The 18,626-nt window shown below is 35.3% G+C and carries 11 protein-coding genes and 2 pseudogenes; 4 read left to right on the top strand and 9 right to left on the bottom strand.

The window, feature by feature from the left end; translation table 11 throughout:
* Positions 1–764: 764 nt before the first annotated feature.
* The 9 genes and pseudogenes from ACFIKN_RS02640 to ACFIKN_RS02600 form a co-directional block, all read right to left on the bottom strand.
* Positions 765–3,515: an autotransporter outer membrane beta-barrel domain-containing protein gene (locus ACFIKN_RS02640; RefSeq protein WP_375657866.1), complete on the bottom strand. Its 2,751-nt coding sequence runs from the start codon at positions 3,513–3,515 to the stop codon at positions 765–767.
* 905 nt (positions 3,516–4,420) lie between these two features.
* Complete coding sequence (locus ACFIKN_RS02635) at positions 4,421–4,870, bottom strand: hypothetical protein (RefSeq protein ID WP_273791501.1); 450 nt, start codon at positions 4,868–4,870, stop codon at positions 4,421–4,423.
* A 162-nt stretch (positions 4,871–5,032) separates the two neighbouring features.
* A complete protein-coding gene (locus tag ACFIKN_RS02630) occupies positions 5,033–5,434 on the bottom strand; it encodes a hypothetical protein (protein WP_375631301.1) in 402 nt (133 codons plus the stop codon).
* Positions 5,435–5,797: 363 nt separating this feature from the next.
* Complete coding sequence (locus ACFIKN_RS02625) at positions 5,798–6,211, bottom strand: hypothetical protein (protein ID WP_375657865.1); 414 nt, start codon at positions 6,209–6,211, stop codon at positions 5,798–5,800.
* Between the two features lie 215 nt (positions 6,212–6,426).
* Positions 6,427–6,717: pseudogene (locus tag ACFIKN_RS02620) on the bottom strand (hypothetical protein); the annotation flags it as partial.
* 741 nt (positions 6,718–7,458) lie between these two features.
* Complete coding sequence (locus ACFIKN_RS02615) at positions 7,459–8,835, bottom strand: amino acid permease (protein WP_273791505.1); 1,377 nt, start codon at positions 8,833–8,835, stop codon at positions 7,459–7,461.
* A gap of 449 nt (positions 8,836–9,284) precedes the next feature.
* Positions 9,285–9,644, bottom strand: coding sequence for a hypothetical protein (locus ACFIKN_RS02610; protein WP_375637448.1), 360 nt, complete (start codon positions 9,642–9,644; stop codon positions 9,285–9,287).
* A gap of 415 nt (positions 9,645–10,059) precedes the next feature.
* Positions 10,060–11,598, bottom strand: coding sequence for a histidine ammonia-lyase (gene hutH / locus ACFIKN_RS02605; protein ID WP_273791578.1), 1,539 nt, complete (start codon positions 11,596–11,598; stop codon positions 10,060–10,062).
* A gap of 1,311 nt (positions 11,599–12,909) precedes the next feature.
* Positions 12,910–13,721 (bottom strand): annotated as a pseudogene (locus ACFIKN_RS02600) (class I SAM-dependent methyltransferase).
* A gap of 379 nt (positions 13,722–14,100) precedes the next feature.
* On the opposite strand from ACFIKN_RS02600, the gene ACFIKN_RS02595 reads away from it, so the two are divergent.
* The 4 genes from ACFIKN_RS02595 (at position 14,101) to parE (ending at position 18,617) form a co-directional block, all read left to right on the top strand.
* Positions 14,101–14,733, top strand: coding sequence for a LemA family protein (locus tag ACFIKN_RS02595; protein WP_273724085.1), 633 nt, complete (start codon positions 14,101–14,103; stop codon positions 14,731–14,733).
* Entirely contained in the window at positions 14,733–15,584 is an 852-nt protein-coding gene (locus ACFIKN_RS02590; RefSeq protein WP_273791580.1) for a YgcG family protein, read from the top strand. The genes ACFIKN_RS02595 and ACFIKN_RS02590 overlap by 1 nt, the downstream gene beginning before the upstream one ends.
* Before the next feature lie 147 nt (positions 15,585–15,731).
* Positions 15,732–16,469: a lipoyl(octanoyl) transferase LipB gene (gene lipB / locus ACFIKN_RS02585; protein ID WP_375631295.1), complete on the top strand. Its 738-nt coding sequence runs from the start codon at positions 15,732–15,734 to the stop codon at positions 16,467–16,469.
* 81 nt (positions 16,470–16,550) lie between these two features.
* Positions 16,551–18,617: a DNA topoisomerase IV subunit B gene (gene parE / locus ACFIKN_RS02580; protein WP_375643216.1), complete on the top strand. Its 2,067-nt coding sequence runs from the start codon at positions 16,551–16,553 to the stop codon at positions 18,615–18,617.
* Positions 18,618–18,626: the final 9 nt, after the last annotated feature.

Here is an 18,626-nt window from a genome sequence, read left to right as displayed (position 1 = left end):
ATAATAAAAACTTCTAAACGACTTTTTTGATACGATCAACCTCTTCTCCCCACGTCTTAAAAGAAGAAAAAAAGATCTTACCTCCCCCACTTTGATTTAAAACTTATATTTCATATCTATTTAACAAAGAAGACATGATCTTGTTCATATATTCAATACAGCCATTAGAACAATTTTTTTAAAGGATTTATCTTTATTAAGAACTGAAAATATTGAATTTGATGTTAAAAGTGTTCAAGCTTTACCACTTTTCTCATTATCCACCTACAATAATGCGATCGATACGAACAGCTTCAAAAACGCTTTTTGCAAAATTTTAAAGCATAAAAATACGCATCATCCACGAAACGATCGAGCTGTATATTGTACATATCTCCTCCTTTGCTTAACAGCAAAAGCTTTTAATCAACAGTCAATATCTCCCTGCCTTTCATGATTGATATCAGCGACCTCAAACGCCAGTCTTTACAGCATAACAGGATAATAAGGCTACTATTTTAAAAAGCTGATGACAAACACATCCCCAATATTTATAGCCAAAATAACACAAATAGATTCACAGTCTCATTATCATTTTTTTTGAAGCATTTAAGCTCCCCTATCAACCAGATAAAAAAATAAATCAACGTGATCCTTCCATACTTATTAAAACACATAATAGCATTATTAAAAGAAGCAATTAAAATTCTGCACCATCAATGGTTTAAATCCCGGCAATAAAATAAAACTTTAAAAATTACATTTATTATTTTTAAAAAGATTTATTAAAAATGATAGCGCAAACCACCAGAAAAATGAACTCCAGAAAAACCAGCCTTGGTTAACCTATGCTGATAGCTAAGATCACTGTGAAGTGTAACTTTAGAAGAAAACTGCGCATTGATACCCAAACCTGTTTCTAAAGAAGACCCGAAAGAACCCAACTGGAAAACATCTTTAAAATGAACAAATTGTTCTTTATCAAAACAATGAGCAAGATGAATAGTGCCATAAAAAGAAATGATACGATCCTTTTCAGAGGCTGTAAATGTTTTACTTAAACGCCCACCAACACGCATAAACCATTGATCTATTTTTTTCATCTCAACATCAAATCCGTCAATATCACGAAACTTATCAAATTGAAGATGTTGATAAATAAGCTGAAATTGCGGATCAAAAATAAGACCTTCACCTCCTGTCATAAACGCTTTACCAGCAGAAAACGAAACGTTCAAAGGTTTTGCTTTTAATGTCGCCGTCTTACCCCAAGCATGGGTAAGCACATCCCCTTTAAACAAGCCATAAGATAAAAGACCGTCTACGTAAAAATCAGTGTAATGTTTCACACTAGCATATGCCGTAAATGACCATTTATTAAATGTACTCTTTTGACTTTGTTCCACATTATGAGGTTGTAAGGAAAGTTTTCCATAGGTTCCCATAATCCCAAAAGATGTCGTATTATGTGCACTCTCTACCGTTTTAAGCAAAAGATCTGTTTCTATAGCGTTATAATCAACATGTCCATCGTACCCATATTTAAGTGTAGAAAGATCTGAGACATAACGATAACGTCCACCATAACTCTGAACAGATAAAGCAAAATTCCCTTCAACTTTTAATAATTTACGAGGAATAGACCGCCTAACGTGCAACTGCTTTTGTTGATGACTAATATCCATGAGCCCAACATGAAACAAAGCATTTGGTACCAGAAGGTAAGTGGGAACCTGTGGAACAACCTCCCTGATCTTTAACTCAGAAGGGGGAATAGCAGACACCTCTAAAGCAGGCTGAATATATTTACTTTCAAGGCGGAAATCCCAAAAATCTCCATCTCCTTCAACCAATCTTTGAGAAGTTTGTGCATTTCCAAGAGCAGAAGCTGGACCATAAGCATAAAGATAATATTGGTAAGGCAAACCCTCTAATGCGATATAAGCACGATTTAACTGAAAAGAATCCTCTGCCGCTTTTCCAGAAACCTGAATAAGTGAAATACTATGAGCATTTTCACCGGTTGCTATCTCACCCTGATTTCCTGAAACAAATTGCACATAAACTGTCGTTTTTCCAGAAACATCACCATGTATCAAAAGCCGATCAGTTTTTTTATTATCGAGCAAACCATCACTACTGAGATGTGTATTGAGATAAATATCTGCCCTATCTTGCGCACTATAAACTTCTTTTTCTCCCTTCCCAATATAAAGTGTCTGATACTCCTGAAACATTGGAATCTCAAAAGCAATAAAACTATCAGAAACTTTCACAAATGAAATAGACGAACTTGTACGGTTTGCAACTTGCAAATCTATCCCTTTTCTTTTTGTCAAAAACCATTTTGATCCCCCTGTTAAATAAAGTTCAGCAATAGAATCATCGGCAACACGAGTCCCTCCTATCAATGAAGAGGAATCAGCCAAAATCGCTACAGTCCCCCCCTTTTCAGCTGTTAATAATAAATCACCAAAAATTTTTGTACCTTCTGTTACTCCAATATAACTACGACTTTTATTACTATGAATAGCTGTTCCGTCTGGAACCTCAAAAATTGTCCTTTTCAAAAAGACAAGTCCCTGTTCATACGCATCATTTTCCCCATCCCTCTCAAAATACATACCATGTTTGTTACCGATTGCTTTAATTGTTGAATCTTCAATATTAACCCGTGAAATTAAAATATTTCCTTCCCTGCCATTATTGGATGGTGTGTTAGAATCTTGTCCAACTGTTAAAACATGAACATCCGTAGAAATAATATTCGTATTTTTTACATAAACAGAACCATGATGTTTTACATTGAAAACTGTATGTGTAATTTTTTCATTTGTATTTTCTTTGTCTTCTGTTTTTTGATATTTTGAAGCAATGGTAACACCATCTAAAGTCGCACTACCCCCTCTCCCCACATAAAGCGCAGCAGCATCATTCACATCAATAAATCCACTTTTCATCTGAATACTCGCATCAGCCCTAACGAAAAGAGCACTCTCTTGACCGATACCCAAACCTTCCACTTTAATTTCTGTATCCGTTAACGTAACAGATGCTCCTAGATTCTCTGCATAAGCAGCAATCTGAGAAGCCTCAATTGTTCCACGATTAACCTCAATCATTCCACTATCAGCTTTAAGACCTATTGATACATTTTTAAAAGCTGAATCGCTCAAAACAATTCTTCCTCCTCGTGATACAAAAACACCATAAATATCTTCTATACCTGCAGTAGCTTCAACCTCTACACGCATTGCCTGAATAACTGTATTTGGCTCCTGCACTACTATAGCAGCAGGTAACATGAGAGACCGCCCCTCCCCATTCTTTTCTTTAACAGGTGCCGTGAATTTATATACTTTATCACTAATTGTATGCTTTGAACCATCACTGCATTCATAAGGTAATTTGTTTTTGTCACATGACAGTGATGTATATGAATGAGAATGTGCCTCATTTATATTTAACAAAAAAGAAAAAATAGCTGCTGTAAAAACGCACGAATACAAGTGATTGTTAGATACCTTGACTATCATTGTTTTTCAAAACTTTCTTTTTTCAACAAAAACAAAAAATGCTGGCAAAAAAAATAAACCACAAATTAAACACAACAAGAATGAAACAAACAAAATTATTTTATTTTTTATGATAAATTACAGCACTAAATAATATGTTTTGTGTCTTATGTAAAGAAAGAACAAAAAATTTAAAAATACCATTTAGGATGACAATCCCTTTAAAGAAGGCATCTCAAAAACCGCTGAAAACTGCAATTACAAAGTGCCGAAAAACCAATCTTTTAAAAAACGTGAAAAAATGCGAACTTTGAAGAGATACAATATTCAATTTATCTCACCACCGAAAAATTAAAATACAACAAAATGAGAATAACTTTTAAGATTAAACGATTAAAACGTTTTAATAAAACACAGCACAAATAAGATACAGTATACGAAAACTATAACCGCATTATCTCTTCAACCAGAACAAAAAACAAGAAATTGCACACTAATGTATAAGCTAATCTACATAATTTCTATATTAGAAATGCTAGACATCTAACAAAAAAATTTGAATTAATAAATGTAATATTTTAGATCTTTTTATAAAATCTAAAATACAGTAAAATACTCACCATTTTGAAATTTAAAAACACCAAAATGAAATTTCATCAAAATCAGCTCTATGAAAGCTATCTGTTTATTATCGTTAAAGCAAATATTTTAGCAAAGCTATTATTTTCCATTCTTTATATTGAATAAATTTCTCTAAACAACAACTCACTATCCCCCGCTAGCATCATCTGACAACGACATTATTGCTAATCTCGTAGCTGATGAATATAACTACATTGGAGACAAAAGACCGATATTTCTCTCTTCTCCCGTTTAATATTTTTATTCAATTATTGCTTTAAAAATCAACGTTCTACTGTTGGCGATCACTTGTGCAAAGCTTTTTTTATTTTCTGGCGCTTTTTATCATTTTCAAAACGTAACATCAAATCTCGCTCTTGTTTTGTCGAATTGGTTACACCAAAAGTATCATTGTCCATAACCTGCTGATACCCTGCTACCATTAAATTGACTAAAAATGAATCACTTCGCGGCGCTGATGAAAAATAGATTCCCTTTGAATCTTGTAATTTGTACCGATAACCTGCTTTAGTCATGCACTCATAAACTGCTGCAAAATCACTTGCACGCGAATCCATATTTTCAGAAGAAGCGTAGATTGGTTTCCAACCACATTTTGACAGTGCTTGTTGGACCATAGACTTATTGACACCGGGCTTTTCCCATAATTCTAATGTCGATGGGGGAGGTTTGCTAATACACCCAGCAGTGCTTAATAAAATTATAGCACTCAATAATTTCAATGTTTTTTTCATTCCCCCTCCTTCAATATTTACGATAGAAAGACTGATAAGTCTTCTAATATTTGCTCACACGCAAGATGACCCTTGTTAGCATATAGATATTGAAGAAACAATCCCACCCACCCCATGCAAAAACAAGAATGTAAGGATTTTTGATTACAGCAGCCTCAATACTTAAGGTTGACATTCAGGTTGTTCTTTATGCTCTTTACAATGAGGACTATTCAAACGCCTCTCTACACTTCGCTGAGGAATAACTGCATCAGGCTGACAAATTGGAAGATTTTCATATTTCTCACACCACTTCATTCTTCCCAATTTATCTTGAAAACCTGCTTGGATCATACATGCATTCACAGACTCCTCTGCATTGAATTTTTCATCCATACTTATTTCTGTATCAAGACGACCATCAAGATGCTGTATTCCACATTCTAACAGGGCTTTTTTTATCTCAAGCTGATCTGCACCGGATTTTTCCCATGCATCTACAGCTGTTCGAGAAGGCTGCTCTGGGTAACATCCTGCCATAACAAATAAGGTTATCCCGCTTAATAATTTTAAAATCTGCTTCATTTTCCTATCCTTGAGTAATTTTGATATTACGAAACAATCTATAAATTATTATACATGCTGTTTTTTATTTCCAAAACAATGATGAACATTATCAGCCTATATTATTTTTATCTTTCCGAAGATTATGCCATAATTATTATAGCAAAAATACGGTAAAATTATTACTAAAACCATATTCTATCAACGATATGCTTATAATTATTATCAATATTTTGATTACAACCAAAATAGATATTTTATATCATTGCGCCAACAGTTGTTGTCCTCATAAATAATTAGCATTGACATGCTGAATTAAGCCATCCCCGTACGGGCATGAGAAGCATGAAGGTAGGGATTGTTGATCATCACAAACAGCAAAACTTAAGGTTTGCATTCAGGTGCATTTTTATACTGTTTACAATAAGGGCTGTTCAAGCGCTTCTTGACACTGGGCTTAGGGATCACAGCGCCTGGACGACAAATGGGAAGGTTTTCGGCTCTAAAAGTATAACATGGCCCACCCGCTCTTGCTACTTCTTCATCTTTATAGCGAAAACCTAATTGAAGCATGCAAGCATAAATTGTTGCTTTTGCATTGATGCTCTGCTTTCTATTTTCTGGATCGACATCATAAGGTGTTGGCATGCCACATTCTAACAGGGCTTTTCCTATCTCAGTAAAATCTGCTCTTGGCTTTTCCCACGCACTCAAATACCCTCCAGGAGTTTTATTAAACTGACATCCGGCTATACTCAATAGAGTTATCGCACTTAATAATTTTAGAGTTTGTTTCATTTTTTACTCCATGATTTAATTCAAGGCTTTTGTTCTAGATGAGATGTGCCATAAAAACTTTTGGCATTTATAACCCACATCTCCAAGACAGGTATGGGAGCTTATGGGATTTGTAGCCACTCTCAACCATTCTATCAAAACGTTACTGCCAGCAGGGAGTGTCCCGTAGGTATAGCCATTACCGCCAATCCATCGGCTTACAAAGTCATATCTATGCCCATCAAAAAACCTGTTTCATGCGTCTGTGAATGGCTGCTATGATGGTCTGTCATGCCAACAATCGTCATACTTTCTCCCATTACATTGATATCTTGACCGGAAATCAGATGAGAAGCAGAAATCTTGGCTTCTCCTTGTGCGTCTAACACGATGTTGCCCGTCGCCCCAAGGATAGAGGAGACCGTTGTGGTATGCGATTAAGAACTATCGGACGATTTCTCATGCAAAAAGCCACTTGATGACGACTGTTTTTGCTGATCGTAGTGTTCTTGAGCACCTTTTATGGTAGTATTGAATAATTTTGCACCGCAATACAGTTGCGGAGTGCATTTTGTCCGCCTCCACTTGTGATAAAAATTACTCTCGTATCAATATTATAAAAAATAAGTTTGATCCTTGCTATTGTGAGCGCAATAACAATAAGAGTCGTAACACTGTCACACGTTCATTGTTCTCTTTAATTTACTCTTCTATGAGATTTTATTGTGATACCTTGCTGCTCTTTATTAAAGTTTTTGCAAATACAATCATACAATGCCTCTAATGACTTTGTTATCCACTATTTTCTACTAACGCCAATCCTCTTTGAGAAAAAAATACATAAAGAACTTTATCTTCGATTCTAAAAGCAATAGTAGTTTTCTAAACAATAAAATTTAAACAACCAATTTTTTAAAGAGCTTAAAGAACAATTCTTACAATAACTTCTCTTGTGGAACAGAACTTCATTAATACGTTTAGAAAAAGATATCTGCCTATAATCTTGTATCTGGTAAAATCTATTTGCACTATTAGGCATTTTTACCTGAAAGACTTATATTGATTGCAGGGCTCACCATCAAAAAATGCCTAATATTTATATGATTTGGTCGTTACCGTAAGCAATGGCTCACAAAACTTCCAAAGCAAAATAATAACGAGCAGATTTTTTCAATCTAGATTGTTCTAACCTTTAGAGAATAACAATCAAACACCTGTTTTCCTGATGACATCAGCTATTTGTTTTGAGCTTTATCTCTATTCACATTTTATTGCTGTTTCTTTTGCTTAAAATTATAAAGTTTAAGTGCATAGAAACAAATAATAAGCCAAGCAATCCAACTAAAACCTATAATTAAAACCGGTCGTGTCTCATCAAAATACCATAACAGAATAAAAATAAAAACCATAAATAAAATAGAAAAAATCGATCCTATTGGCCAAAATGGAATGGGAAATTTTAAACCATTCTGTGCTTCTTTAGGCATCTTAATTCGCATAAAAAATTGTGAAAGTAGAATCATCATCCAAACAAAAACTGTCGCAAATGTTGCCATTGCGGCAATAAGAAAAAAAAGCTTTTCATGGTAAAAATAATTAAGGACAGCACCAAGAAGAAAGATACCGAAGATCATCAAAATAACAAAAACTGGTATACCATTTTTTGATAAATATTGAAACTTTTTTAAAGCATAACCTTCCTGCGATAAACCATGGATCATACGACAAGCACCATACATTCCACTATTCATTGCTGAAATAGCCGCTGTAACAACAACAATATTTAAAATATTTGCTGCATACGAAATCCCAAGATTTTCAAAAATAGATACAAAAGGGCTATCCATAAGACCAATCTCATTCCAAGGATAAAGAGACATTAAAATAGCTAACGTCATGACGTAAAAAAGCAAAATACGAACTGGAGTAGAATTAATTGCCTTTGAAATCGTTTGATGAGGGTTTTGAACTTCCATGACTGCCATGCCAATAATTTCTATGCCACCAAAAGCAAAAACAACAACACTAAAGCAAGCTAAAAAACCAAACCAACCATTGGGAAAAAGTCCACCATTTTTCCATAAATTATGAACAGTAACGGTAGAAAAATTTGCACCTTCACCCCACCCCCAAAAAATAATTGCTATTCCTAAAATAATCATCGCAATGATAGCGATAACTTTAATAGAAGATAGCCAAAACTCTAGTTCACCATAGACTTCTACAGCAGCTAAATTAATACCTGTGATGATTAATGTAATACTCAGTGCCCATACCCAAGGAGCAACATCAGGATACCAAAACCCCATATAAGTCGCAAAAGCTGTAATATCAGCCAAACCAACAAGAATCATCTCAAATACGTATGTCCATCCCGTTAAAAAACCTGCTAATGGTGATATGTAATTTGCCGCATAACGAGCAAAAGAACCAGGTAAGGGATTATGAAGTATCATCTCTCCTAGAGCCCGCATAACCATAAAAATAGCTAAACCAGCAATACAATAGGCAATCAAAACACTGGGACCCGCAAGCTTAATTGCCTGTGCAGACCCATAAAAAAGACCTGTTCCAATAGCAGAGCCAAGAGCTAAAAAAATAACTTGGCGCTTACTCATCCCTCTTTTCAGTTTATTTATTGCCATTTCTTTCCTTACTTTTTGAAATGCTGACACTCCACACCACGATAACAGCTTTATGATAAATAAAGCCTCATGTTTCTTTCACAAATATATTTCAAAAAACATTGAAGACCAGCCCGTCAAACACTTTGCTCTAAACAATGAAAAAATACTTTTATTGCGAATTACTCAGCTTTTATAGCCTGCAATTTCGTATTATTTTATTCAAATAAAGTGATAATGAATTTTTTTATAATTGTCATTTAATTCATTTCGTATTCTCTAGTTTTTTACAGAGAAAATGAATCTTAATGTAATCTAAACTTTTAGGCTTCTATTTCCGTGCACGAAAATAGAAGCCTAAAACTTCATAACAAACGCATTAACTATGCGTACAATTAATTTTTTGTTACTTTAAGAAAACTCTCTTTGAGCCCACAAAGCAAACTTTTTACGCCAATTGAATAGCTCAATCAATGATAATACGAATCTCGCAAGCCTTCAAAAGTATGAGAAATTGTATTTACAACCCATCTTTTAAGGACTCCAACTGTCTTAAAGATAAACTTTCCAATAGAAAAAAAATATGCGCTAAAAATAGAATCTTTGACTGTTGGCCTAATGATAGCATTCTCCTTATCTTCGGGATTTTGCCCTGAGATAGCAATAAAATCTTTGTTTTTCGCTAAAATCAGAGGCTCCTTCTCTTGGGCCACTATTGTAATGAAAACTTCCTCTGGAAAGCCACCTCTCCTACAATTTGCATGAATCTCAAGAATTTGAGAGAAAAAAATAACTGTTATTGATACACATAATCTAGCACTTTTAAACATTTCTTTCTCCTTTTTTATTTAAAATATCAAAAATGAAATATAAAATTCATAAAGTATTAACAAATAAGAAGAATCTACAATAAATTTTTTATTTTTACTTAATATAATACATATATTATAATTTGTACTTATAAAAATATAATATTACAACATATAATTTGTGAATATTATTTAACTTAGATTAAAATTTCTGATAGAAATAAGAAAGTATAGGTACTTTAAATTTATAGTTTCTATAAAATTATGATGCTAAATCAGATCCCTATAAAATAATAAAATATCTAGTTGACTATAAATAACATATATATACATAATTCATTAAATAATTCAAATATAGTATTGATCTTCTATATTTTCATATGAGGAAGTTTCAAAATTCAATATCCGCCCTTCATCATTGTCCTTAAAACAAATATTATTGAAAACTTAATGAAGGAAAAATTGTTTCTGGTAAAACAGATAATAAGTGCCCTTCACGCACAAGTATATGTGCTTGATGAAGATCTGGAGCCAGATAGCGATCTTCCTTAAGAGAAGCAACATTTTTGCGTAAACATTCCATAACAGATTGCAAAAAAGTACTTGTTTTTAAAGGTGCACGATATTCAATTCCTTGTGCTGCAACAAGCGTTTCAATGCCAATAAGTGTAAAAAGATTTTCGCTCATTACCAATAACCGACGAGCTCCATGACAAGCCATTGAAACATGATCTTCTTGATTGGCTGAAGTTGGGGTTGAATCAACGGAAGCAGGATGGGCCATTTGCTTATTTTCAGACATTAAAGCTGCCGCTGTTACTTCAGCAATCATAAAACCTGAATTAAGACCCGCATTATGCGCTAAAAAAGCTGGAAGTCCATAAGAAACTGCTGGATCAACCATAAGAGCAATACGCCGTTGAGAAATAGATCCTATTTCACATAAAGCAAGAGCAATCTGATCAGCAGCAAACGCTACAGGTTCAGCATGAAAATTCCCACCTGATACAACTTCACCATTCCTTAAAATCAATGGATTATCTGTAACAGCATTTGCTTCAATAATCAGTGTTTTTGCTGCTGCCAGCAAAATATCAAAACATGCCCCCATGACCTGTGGCTGGCAACGTATACAATAAGGATCTTGTACACGCTCATCACCCCGTAAATGTGCTGCACGAATTTCTGAATCCTCTACAAGCTTTTCTAATGTTTTCGATACGGCAATCTGCCCATAATGTCCTCGTAAAATATGAATATCAGGATGAAATGGCGCCGTTGATCCCATGATGGCATCTGTCGTCAAGGCCCCTGCCAACAATCCACCACACAATGCCCGATAACCTCGAAAAAGACCGGCAAGTGCAAGGGCTGTTGATGTTTGAGTCCCATTAATAAGAGCTAGACCTTCCTTTGCCTCTAAAATAATAGGGGACAATCCCGCTTTCTCTAATGCAACAGCTCCACTCATACGAATATTTTGAAAAAATGCTTCCCCTTCTCCCATCATAACAGCCGCCATGTGAGCAAGTGGAGCTAGATCACCTGAAGCACCAACAGACCCTTTTTCAGGGATGACAGGAATGACGCCCTTTGCAAGCATATTTTCCAGCAAATTTACCAATTCTAGACGAACTCCTGAAGCTCCTCTTCCTAAAGAGATAAGCTTTAAGCTCATTATCAAACGCACAATATTTTCAGCTAAAGGTTCTCCTACCCCACAACAATGGGACAAAATAAGATTTCTCTGTAAAACAGTAACATCGTCCGCATCAATTTTAATGGAAGCCAACTTCCCAAAACCAGTATTAATACCGTACACAGGCTCACTTCCAGCAGCAATTTCAGCAATGCGCAGTGCCCCTTTCTCGATAGCTAAATGCGTGTCATTATGAAGTTTACTCACTTCACCATTAAAATAAATAGCCGCAAGTTCACTAAGCGTCACCTCGCTCGGTTTCAGTATAATAGTCATAATTTACTTTCTTTTTTATCAAAGTATAATGTTTAGCATTATTGATGCTTCTATAAAACAAAAAAACTATAACGACTCTTTAAAGCGAGAATACTTTTTTAAAGGTATTCCTTATAATGGAGTTATTATTCAAAAGTAGAATAGTTGACGATAAATGAAAATGAAATATTGACAAACACAACTAAGGTCATGGATTTCAAAAATAGATAACGCATTAATTTATAATTATAATCTAGCATGATTCATATTAAATGAGAGAGCGGAATATCTTAAGACTCTCTCATTCCAAATCTGTGTATGTTGAATCAATCAACACCATTCGCTTGCACGTCATAAGCGAAATTGGCGTATAGATAAAACTGTAAAAAAAAGGACTACTCCTCTTATGAGCCGTGTCAAGAGCTGTCGCAACATTGGGAGATGACAAAGTGTGTGATAGTGCAGGCTTATTCTTTTATGACGCGTAAAGATGAAGAACTCAATGGATTTATCATTAAGCTATTCCTACTAAACTTATAAAAATCTTAGACAGACAGCTGTCACAATCTATCATGATTGCAAAAATTAAACTCTATAGAAAATTAAAAAACTTATTCAACACATCACAACAGAGAAGAAATTGAGCTTTTTTGCTACTTCTAAAATTGTATTTAAAGCGCCAGATTTAAACCTAAAAAGCACATCTTCAATAAAACCACACAAGACTCGCCCTAACCCGTTATTTAAAATAAAAATAAAAGAAGTTTTCTTATATCAAAAAATTTAATTAACATATTGTTTTTATATTATATCTTTAAAAAAGAGAAATGCTCCATATAACATATTTATATTTTACTTTTTTGTTATATTGAATCTGAATTTAGAGATAATTTCAAAATGAGTTGTTTTTTAAAGGTGCTTCCAAGCCATTACCTTTTTTACTACAAATTTCTGATTATGATAATTTTTATACTTTTTCAGTTGTTTTTGTCAAAATTTATTAAAAACACTCTCATTTAATAATAAAAAACAATCATAAAAACAAAGAATTATCAAATATTTCTATTCAATCTACCTCTTCTTATTTTATAAAATAATCTGTTGTTAAACTGCAGTAAAGAAAGCGCTTCAATACTATAATGCAGTGCATAAATTTTCTATTTAAACTCTCTCATATCAAGTGAACAATGAAAATCAGACGTAATAAGATGTCAACGTGAATGCTGAAGAAAAAAACCGTCCCCCTCAAAATCTGCCTTAATAAGGCGTTAATTTCCTGAATACCGCCTACTCTGATGTGCTAAAAGAGCAAAAATAATCATCGATATCAGATTATCCCGCATACATATAGAGCTCACTTCGATACAAAAGCTCCAAATTGCCTTGCACTTCATATTTCTTTATCAATGCGACCAATTGCCGCAAATATTCTTTCCCATAGCAAGCAATAGCGCGTTGCGCTTGCGTTGAAGAGCGGCTCATTCCAATAAAAGCTTCAGATGGGATCATCATCGTCCAATTATGCGTATGAAAAAAAATCTTTTCTGGATCTACCCCAAAGCCATCACTCATTTCCTGTAAAAAATCAAAATTACGATAATAACGGGAATAGTTCGGACTCATTTTTTCTAACAATGTCTCATAAGCCTCTAGAAATTCGCTATGCTTGAAATCGCAATTATTTTGAATAACCGCCATGACACCATTGACTCGAAGTTGATCTGAAACAGAACAAAGCAACTTGGGACGATCCATATCCACTGAAACGCTTGCGCTGCAATGACAAGATCAACCTCGCCAATTTGAGGCAATAGGTCTTCGGCACGGCCCTGATACCACTGCACCGTAGGAAATTTTTTTTGCCCCTGCTTAATCATATCTGCCGATACATCGATAGCATGATATTGGTGCTCATTTCCTAAAAATTTAACAATTCCCTCTAATGCGATGCCTGTCCCAGCACCCACATCCACAATGGACAAATGCTTTTTGTTCTTAAAAGAATGGAGCATGGTTTTAAATAAAGTGAGGGGGTAGCGAGGACGATAACGATCATAATCATTAGCCAATCCATCAAACTTTTCACTTTGCCGTTGAACACCTTCTATCACAGGATTTTCCGCCTCCTTCACAATTACTACCATACATAGTTAAAAAGCCTTTTTTGTCCAATCTATTAAACATAACTTCTAAAGGAGTGAAAATAAGAACTGCCCTTACCTTCTATCTTTCCATAAGATTGATACTTACATTTTTCCCTTTTCCAATTGTGATCTGCAGGTTGTGAAATACGAAAATAATATCTTTTTCTGTAATAATAATTGATATAAATATTATTGAACTTTTATAATATGACATCTATATTACCCTTATTATTTTAATATCAACGAGTCACTTAAGCGTGCCTAAAACGCATAGAGATGTCGATTTATTGATAAATATGCCTGTTTATAAAATTCAAAATACTTTCCACCAAGAAGATAAACCCTATATAATACATAAAATATCTGTGGAGACATCTTTATGTTAAATGTACAAACTTCTTCAATTTCAATGTTTAAAATATTAAAACAATTTTCAATCGTGATTTTTTTGGCATGGTTAGTGCCATTTTTAAGTGGGTGCGGATTTAATACGATACCAACAAATGAAGAAAAAGCACATGCAGCATGGAGTGAAGTGCTCAATCAATATCAACGTCGTACAGATCTCATCCCCAATCTTGTAGAAACAGTTAAAGCTTACGCAGCTCATGAACAAAGCGTTTTCACAAATGTAATTGAAGCACGTGCTAAAGCAACGCAAGTCAACATTAATGCAGATATGTTGAATAATCCAGAAGTTATGCAGCAATATCTCAAAAATCAAGCAAATTTATCAAGTGCACTTTCGCGACTTATGGCTGTTGTTGAAAACTATCCGGATCTTAAAGCAAACCAGAACTTTCTTGCTCTTCAATCACAATTAGAAGGAACAGAAAACCGTATTTCCGTTGCGCGCCGCGATTATATTGAAACAGTACGTGCCTACAATACTGCACTCAAAACAATGCCGACGATGATTTGGGCAAAATTATGGTTTCGTGATGCTAAACCTATGCCAACTTTTACCATCGATACTGATAGCCAACAAACACCAAAGGTTAATTTTAATTAATGAAATCATTTCGATACTCTTTGCAACGTATTGTATTTCCACAATTATGGGCTTTTATCTGCTCTCTGTATTTAGTTGCTGCATTGGGAAGTATCGCTTGTTCGCAAATAAAATTTCCTCATTTAACAGGTTATGTTAATGATGTGGCTCATTTGCTCGATAATGCAACCAAGGAAAACTTGACAAAAAAACTGGCAGCACTCGAAGAGAAAACGGGAGATCAAATTGTTCTTGTGACACTCCCTACTCTTTCGGGCAATGATATAGAAACATACAGCAATTCTCTTTTTCGTACATGGGGATTAGGCCAAAAGAAGATCAATAATGGTGTATTACTGGTCATTGCACCGAATGAACGCACAGCACGTATCGAAGTAGGATATGGTTTGGAAGGAGAGCTAACAGACGCTCTTTCCTCTGTCATTATTAATAGCTTCATGATTCCTAATTTTCGCGAAGGAAATTATCAAAAAGGAATTGCTGAAGCAGTTGATGCAATTATCAAAGTTATTACAGAAAGTAATTCTGATTTTACTTTTCGTATCAAAGAAAAAGCTAAAATCGTTGAAGAACAACGTAAACAAGCTGAAAAAGAAGAAATGGTAATCAATGCAATTATGTTTTTAGCCTTTTTTATAATGTTTGGTCTCCCTATTCTTGCAATGATTTTTGGTAAAAAAGTGGGTCCACAAAAGTATCTCTGGCTGGGGATCATCTTCACACCTTGGTTTCTTAACTTAAGTGCCGGTGGCAGATATCCTGGTGGAAGGTTCGGTGGTCCTCGAGGTGGAGGGGGCTTTAGGGGTGGTGGTGGATCATCAGGTGGAGGCGGTGCAACAGGAAGATGGTAAAAGGAGCGTGGATTTTTAAGCGTAGTAAATCTTCTTAAGATAAAATTTATGAACGTATTCTCTTTTATTCAACAATTCTATACCTTACTCTGTAATCACTTTTATTGATTACAATATAAAACTCAAACATCAAGATAAGTATTACCAATGACATTTGAATTGAAACATACGGATCGTAATCACTTATCACATCATTTTAATGCAATTCTAGGAAATCCACCCGTTGAATGGAAGATAAGTGATCATCTAGTTGAGTATCCTGAAGCTCTGCGTTATATGCAAGAACGTGTAGAAAAAATTCTTGCAAAAACCGCGCATGAACAAGTTTGGCTTCTTGAACACCCTTCCCTTTATACAGCGGGGACGAGTGCAAATAAAAAAGATCTTTTGGCGCCTAATTTATTCCCTGTTTATGAAGCAGGACGTGGAGGTGAATTTACATATCACGGTCCAGGACAGCGTATTGCTTATATCATGCTTGATCTTAAACGCCGAAAACAAGACATTCGTGCTTTCATTAGTGCATTAGAAGAATGGATCATACAGATGCTTGCAAACTTTAATATTAAAGGCGAACGCAGAGAAGATCGCGTTGGTGTCTGGGTTAAACAATCTCATTTCCCATCAAAACAAAATGATATTTATTCCGAAGATAAAATTGCAGCTATTGGCATTCGAGTGCGAAAATGGATAAGTTTTCATGGAGTTTCTATCAATGTTAATCCTAATTTAGCCCATTATTCAGGAATTGTTCCTTGTGGAATTACAAACCACGGTGTAACAAGCTTTCTTGATCTAGGTTGCCCTGTAGCAATGCATGATATTGATATTGCTCTCAAACACGCTTTTGAACAAATTTTTGGTCCAACAATTGATGTTTTCTAAGTGCATTGATTTTTAAATAAAAAACAGGCATAAAATTATTTTAATAAACATTTTATTTTATGAGGTAGATAGTTAAACGCTATGAGCGATAACAAAAAGGATCTTTTTAGTGTTTTAAATAAAGCCCAATCTCGGGTAAATACAAAAGAAAACACTCTGCAGCCTCCAATGAAATCAAAAGCGATGATTTCAAGAAAAAGTGCAAAAGATACGCAAGAAGATGACTATAATGCCCTCTCTATTCGAGTTCTTGAGGGTTTAGAGCCCGTGCGTTTACGCCCTGGCATGTATATTGGTGGAACAGACAGTAAAGCGCTTCATCATTTATTTGCCGAAATTATTGATAACGCGATGGATGAAGCTGTTGCGGGTTATGCAGATTCTATTGAGGTCTCATTAGATAGGAACGGTTATATAACCGTTACAGATAATGGACGCGGTATTCCTGTCGAAAATCATCCTCAAATGCCTGAGAAATCTACTCTTGAAGTTATTATGACACAACTCCACTCCGGGGGAAAATTTGATGGAAAGGCTTATCAAACTGCAGGTGGACTTCATGGAGTAGGAATTTCTGTCGTCAATGCTCTTTCTGATGATATGGAAGTTGAAGTTGCACGAGAACGAAAACTGTACCGCCAACGTTTCTCACGCGGTATTCCTCAATCTGGATTGGAAGATCTGGGAGATGTTTATAATCGTCGTGGTACGCGCGTTCGTTTTCATCCTGATCATGAAATTTTTGGTGAAAAAGTAGCTTTTGATCCAGAAAAAATCTATAAGATGACATGCTCCAAAGCCTATCTTTTTGGTGGCGTAAAAATTCGCTGGACTTGTGATCCCGTCATACTTGAAGGCGCAAAAAATATTCCTGAAAAAGCTGTTTTTCATTTTCCCAATGGGCTTAAAGACTATTTACTTGCGTCACTAAAAGATGAATATCGAGTAACGTCAGAAATTTTTTCTGGCAAAACACAACACAATAATGGCCATGGCTCCGTTGAATGGGCTATCGCTTGGCATGGTGGTGATTCTTGTGTGCAATCTTACTGCAATACGATTCCTACAGGAGAAGGCGGAACGCACGAAATAGGATTACGTCAAGCTCTTTTGCGTGGATTAAAATCCTACGCTGAGTTAATAGGAAACAAGCGCGCAGCGATTATTACGTCTGACGATATTATGATTTCAACAGCCGCAATACTTTCAGTCTTTATCAGTAACCCTGAATTTGTTGGACAAACAAAAGATCGATTAGCAACCATTGAAGCACAGCGTATCGTTGAGAATGCAATCCGCGATCCTTTTGATCATTGGTTAGCAAATTCCCCGCAAGAAGCAACAAAACTTCTCGATTGGGTTATTGAACGTGCTGAAGAACGTGTTAGACGACGCCAAGATAGAGAAATAAGTCGAAAAACTGCTGTCCGCAAATTACGTCTGCCCGGTAAACTTGCAGATTGTAGCCAGAACCATGCTGTGGGTGCTGAACTATTCATTGTTGAAGGGGATTCTGCAGGAGGATCTGCTAAACAAGCAAGAAATAGAGCAAACCAAGCAATTTTACCTCTTCGTGGTAAAATCTTAAATGTCGCCAGTGCTGCACATGAAAAAATGAACTCAAGCCAAACAATTAGCGATCTTATCCTTGCTCTTGGATGTGGAACACGCTCCAAGTATCGTGAAAAAGATCTCAGATATGAACGTATTATCATCATGACAGATGCTGATGTTGATGGTGCTCATATTGCGTCACTGCTCATTACCTTCTTCTTTCAAGAAATGCCTGACCTTATTCATCAGGGACATTTATATCTCGCCGTCCCTCCCCTTTATAGAATATCGCAAGGAGGAAAAGTTGCTTATGCTCGTGACGACATTCATAAGGATGAATTGCTCAAAACTGAATTTACTGGAAAAGCTAAAATAGAAATCGGGCGTTTTAAAGGGCTGGGTGAAATGCGCGCAGAACAACTTAAAGAAACGACTATGCATCCTCAAAAACGTACATTGCTTCGTGTTTCTATTGATGCCGTGGAAATGCAAGAAACGAAAAAGACTGTAGAAAGTCTCATGGGAACAAAACCAGAAGCACGATTTCGTTTCATACAAGAAAATTCTACTTTTGCTTCTAATCTAGACATCTAATGTAAAAAA

The sequence above is a fragment of the Bartonella sp. CL436QHHD genome (assembly GCF_042195105.1).
Lineage (GTDB): Bacteria > Pseudomonadota > Alphaproteobacteria > Rhizobiales > Rhizobiaceae > Bartonella.
Note: the sequence above shows the minus strand (reverse complement) of the source record. Positions and strands in the feature narration are given on the sequence as shown.

What these genes read in the sequence shown, in the direction of transcription:
- ACFIKN_RS02640 (WP_375657866.1), bottom strand. Translation starts at nt 3,515, where the DNA reads ATGATAGTCAAGGTATCTAACAATCACTTGTATTCGTGCGTTTTTACA.
- ACFIKN_RS02635 (WP_273791501.1), bottom strand. Translation starts at nt 4,870, where the DNA reads ATGAAAAAAACATTGAAATTATTGAGTGCTATAATTTTATTAAGCACT.
- ACFIKN_RS02630 (WP_375631301.1), bottom strand. Translation starts at nt 5,434, where the DNA reads ATGAAGCAGATTTTAAAATTATTAAGCGGGATAACCTTATTTGTTATG.
- ACFIKN_RS02625 (WP_375657865.1), bottom strand. Translation starts at nt 6,211, where the DNA reads ATGAAACAAACTCTAAAATTATTAAGTGCGATAACTCTATTGAGTATA.
- ACFIKN_RS02615 (WP_273791505.1), bottom strand. Translation starts at nt 8,835, where the DNA reads ATGGCAATAAATAAACTGAAAAGAGGGATGAGTAAGCGCCAAGTTATT.
- ACFIKN_RS02610 (WP_375637448.1), bottom strand. Translation starts at nt 9,644, where the DNA reads ATGTTTAAAAGTGCTAGATTATGTGTATCAATAACAGTTATTTTTTTC.
- hutH (WP_273791578.1), bottom strand. Translation starts at nt 11,598, where the DNA reads ATGACTATTATACTGAAACCGAGCGAGGTGACGCTTAGTGAACTTGCG.
- ACFIKN_RS02595 (WP_273724085.1), top strand. Translation starts at nt 14,101, where the DNA reads ATGTTAAATGTACAAACTTCTTCAATTTCAATGTTTAAAATATTAAAA.
- ACFIKN_RS02590 (WP_273791580.1), top strand. Translation starts at nt 14,733, where the DNA reads ATGAAATCATTTCGATACTCTTTGCAACGTATTGTATTTCCACAATTA.
- lipB (WP_375631295.1), top strand. Translation starts at nt 15,732, where the DNA reads ATGACATTTGAATTGAAACATACGGATCGTAATCACTTATCACATCAT.
- parE (WP_375643216.1), top strand. Translation starts at nt 16,551, where the DNA reads ATGAGCGATAACAAAAAGGATCTTTTTAGTGTTTTAAATAAAGCCCAA.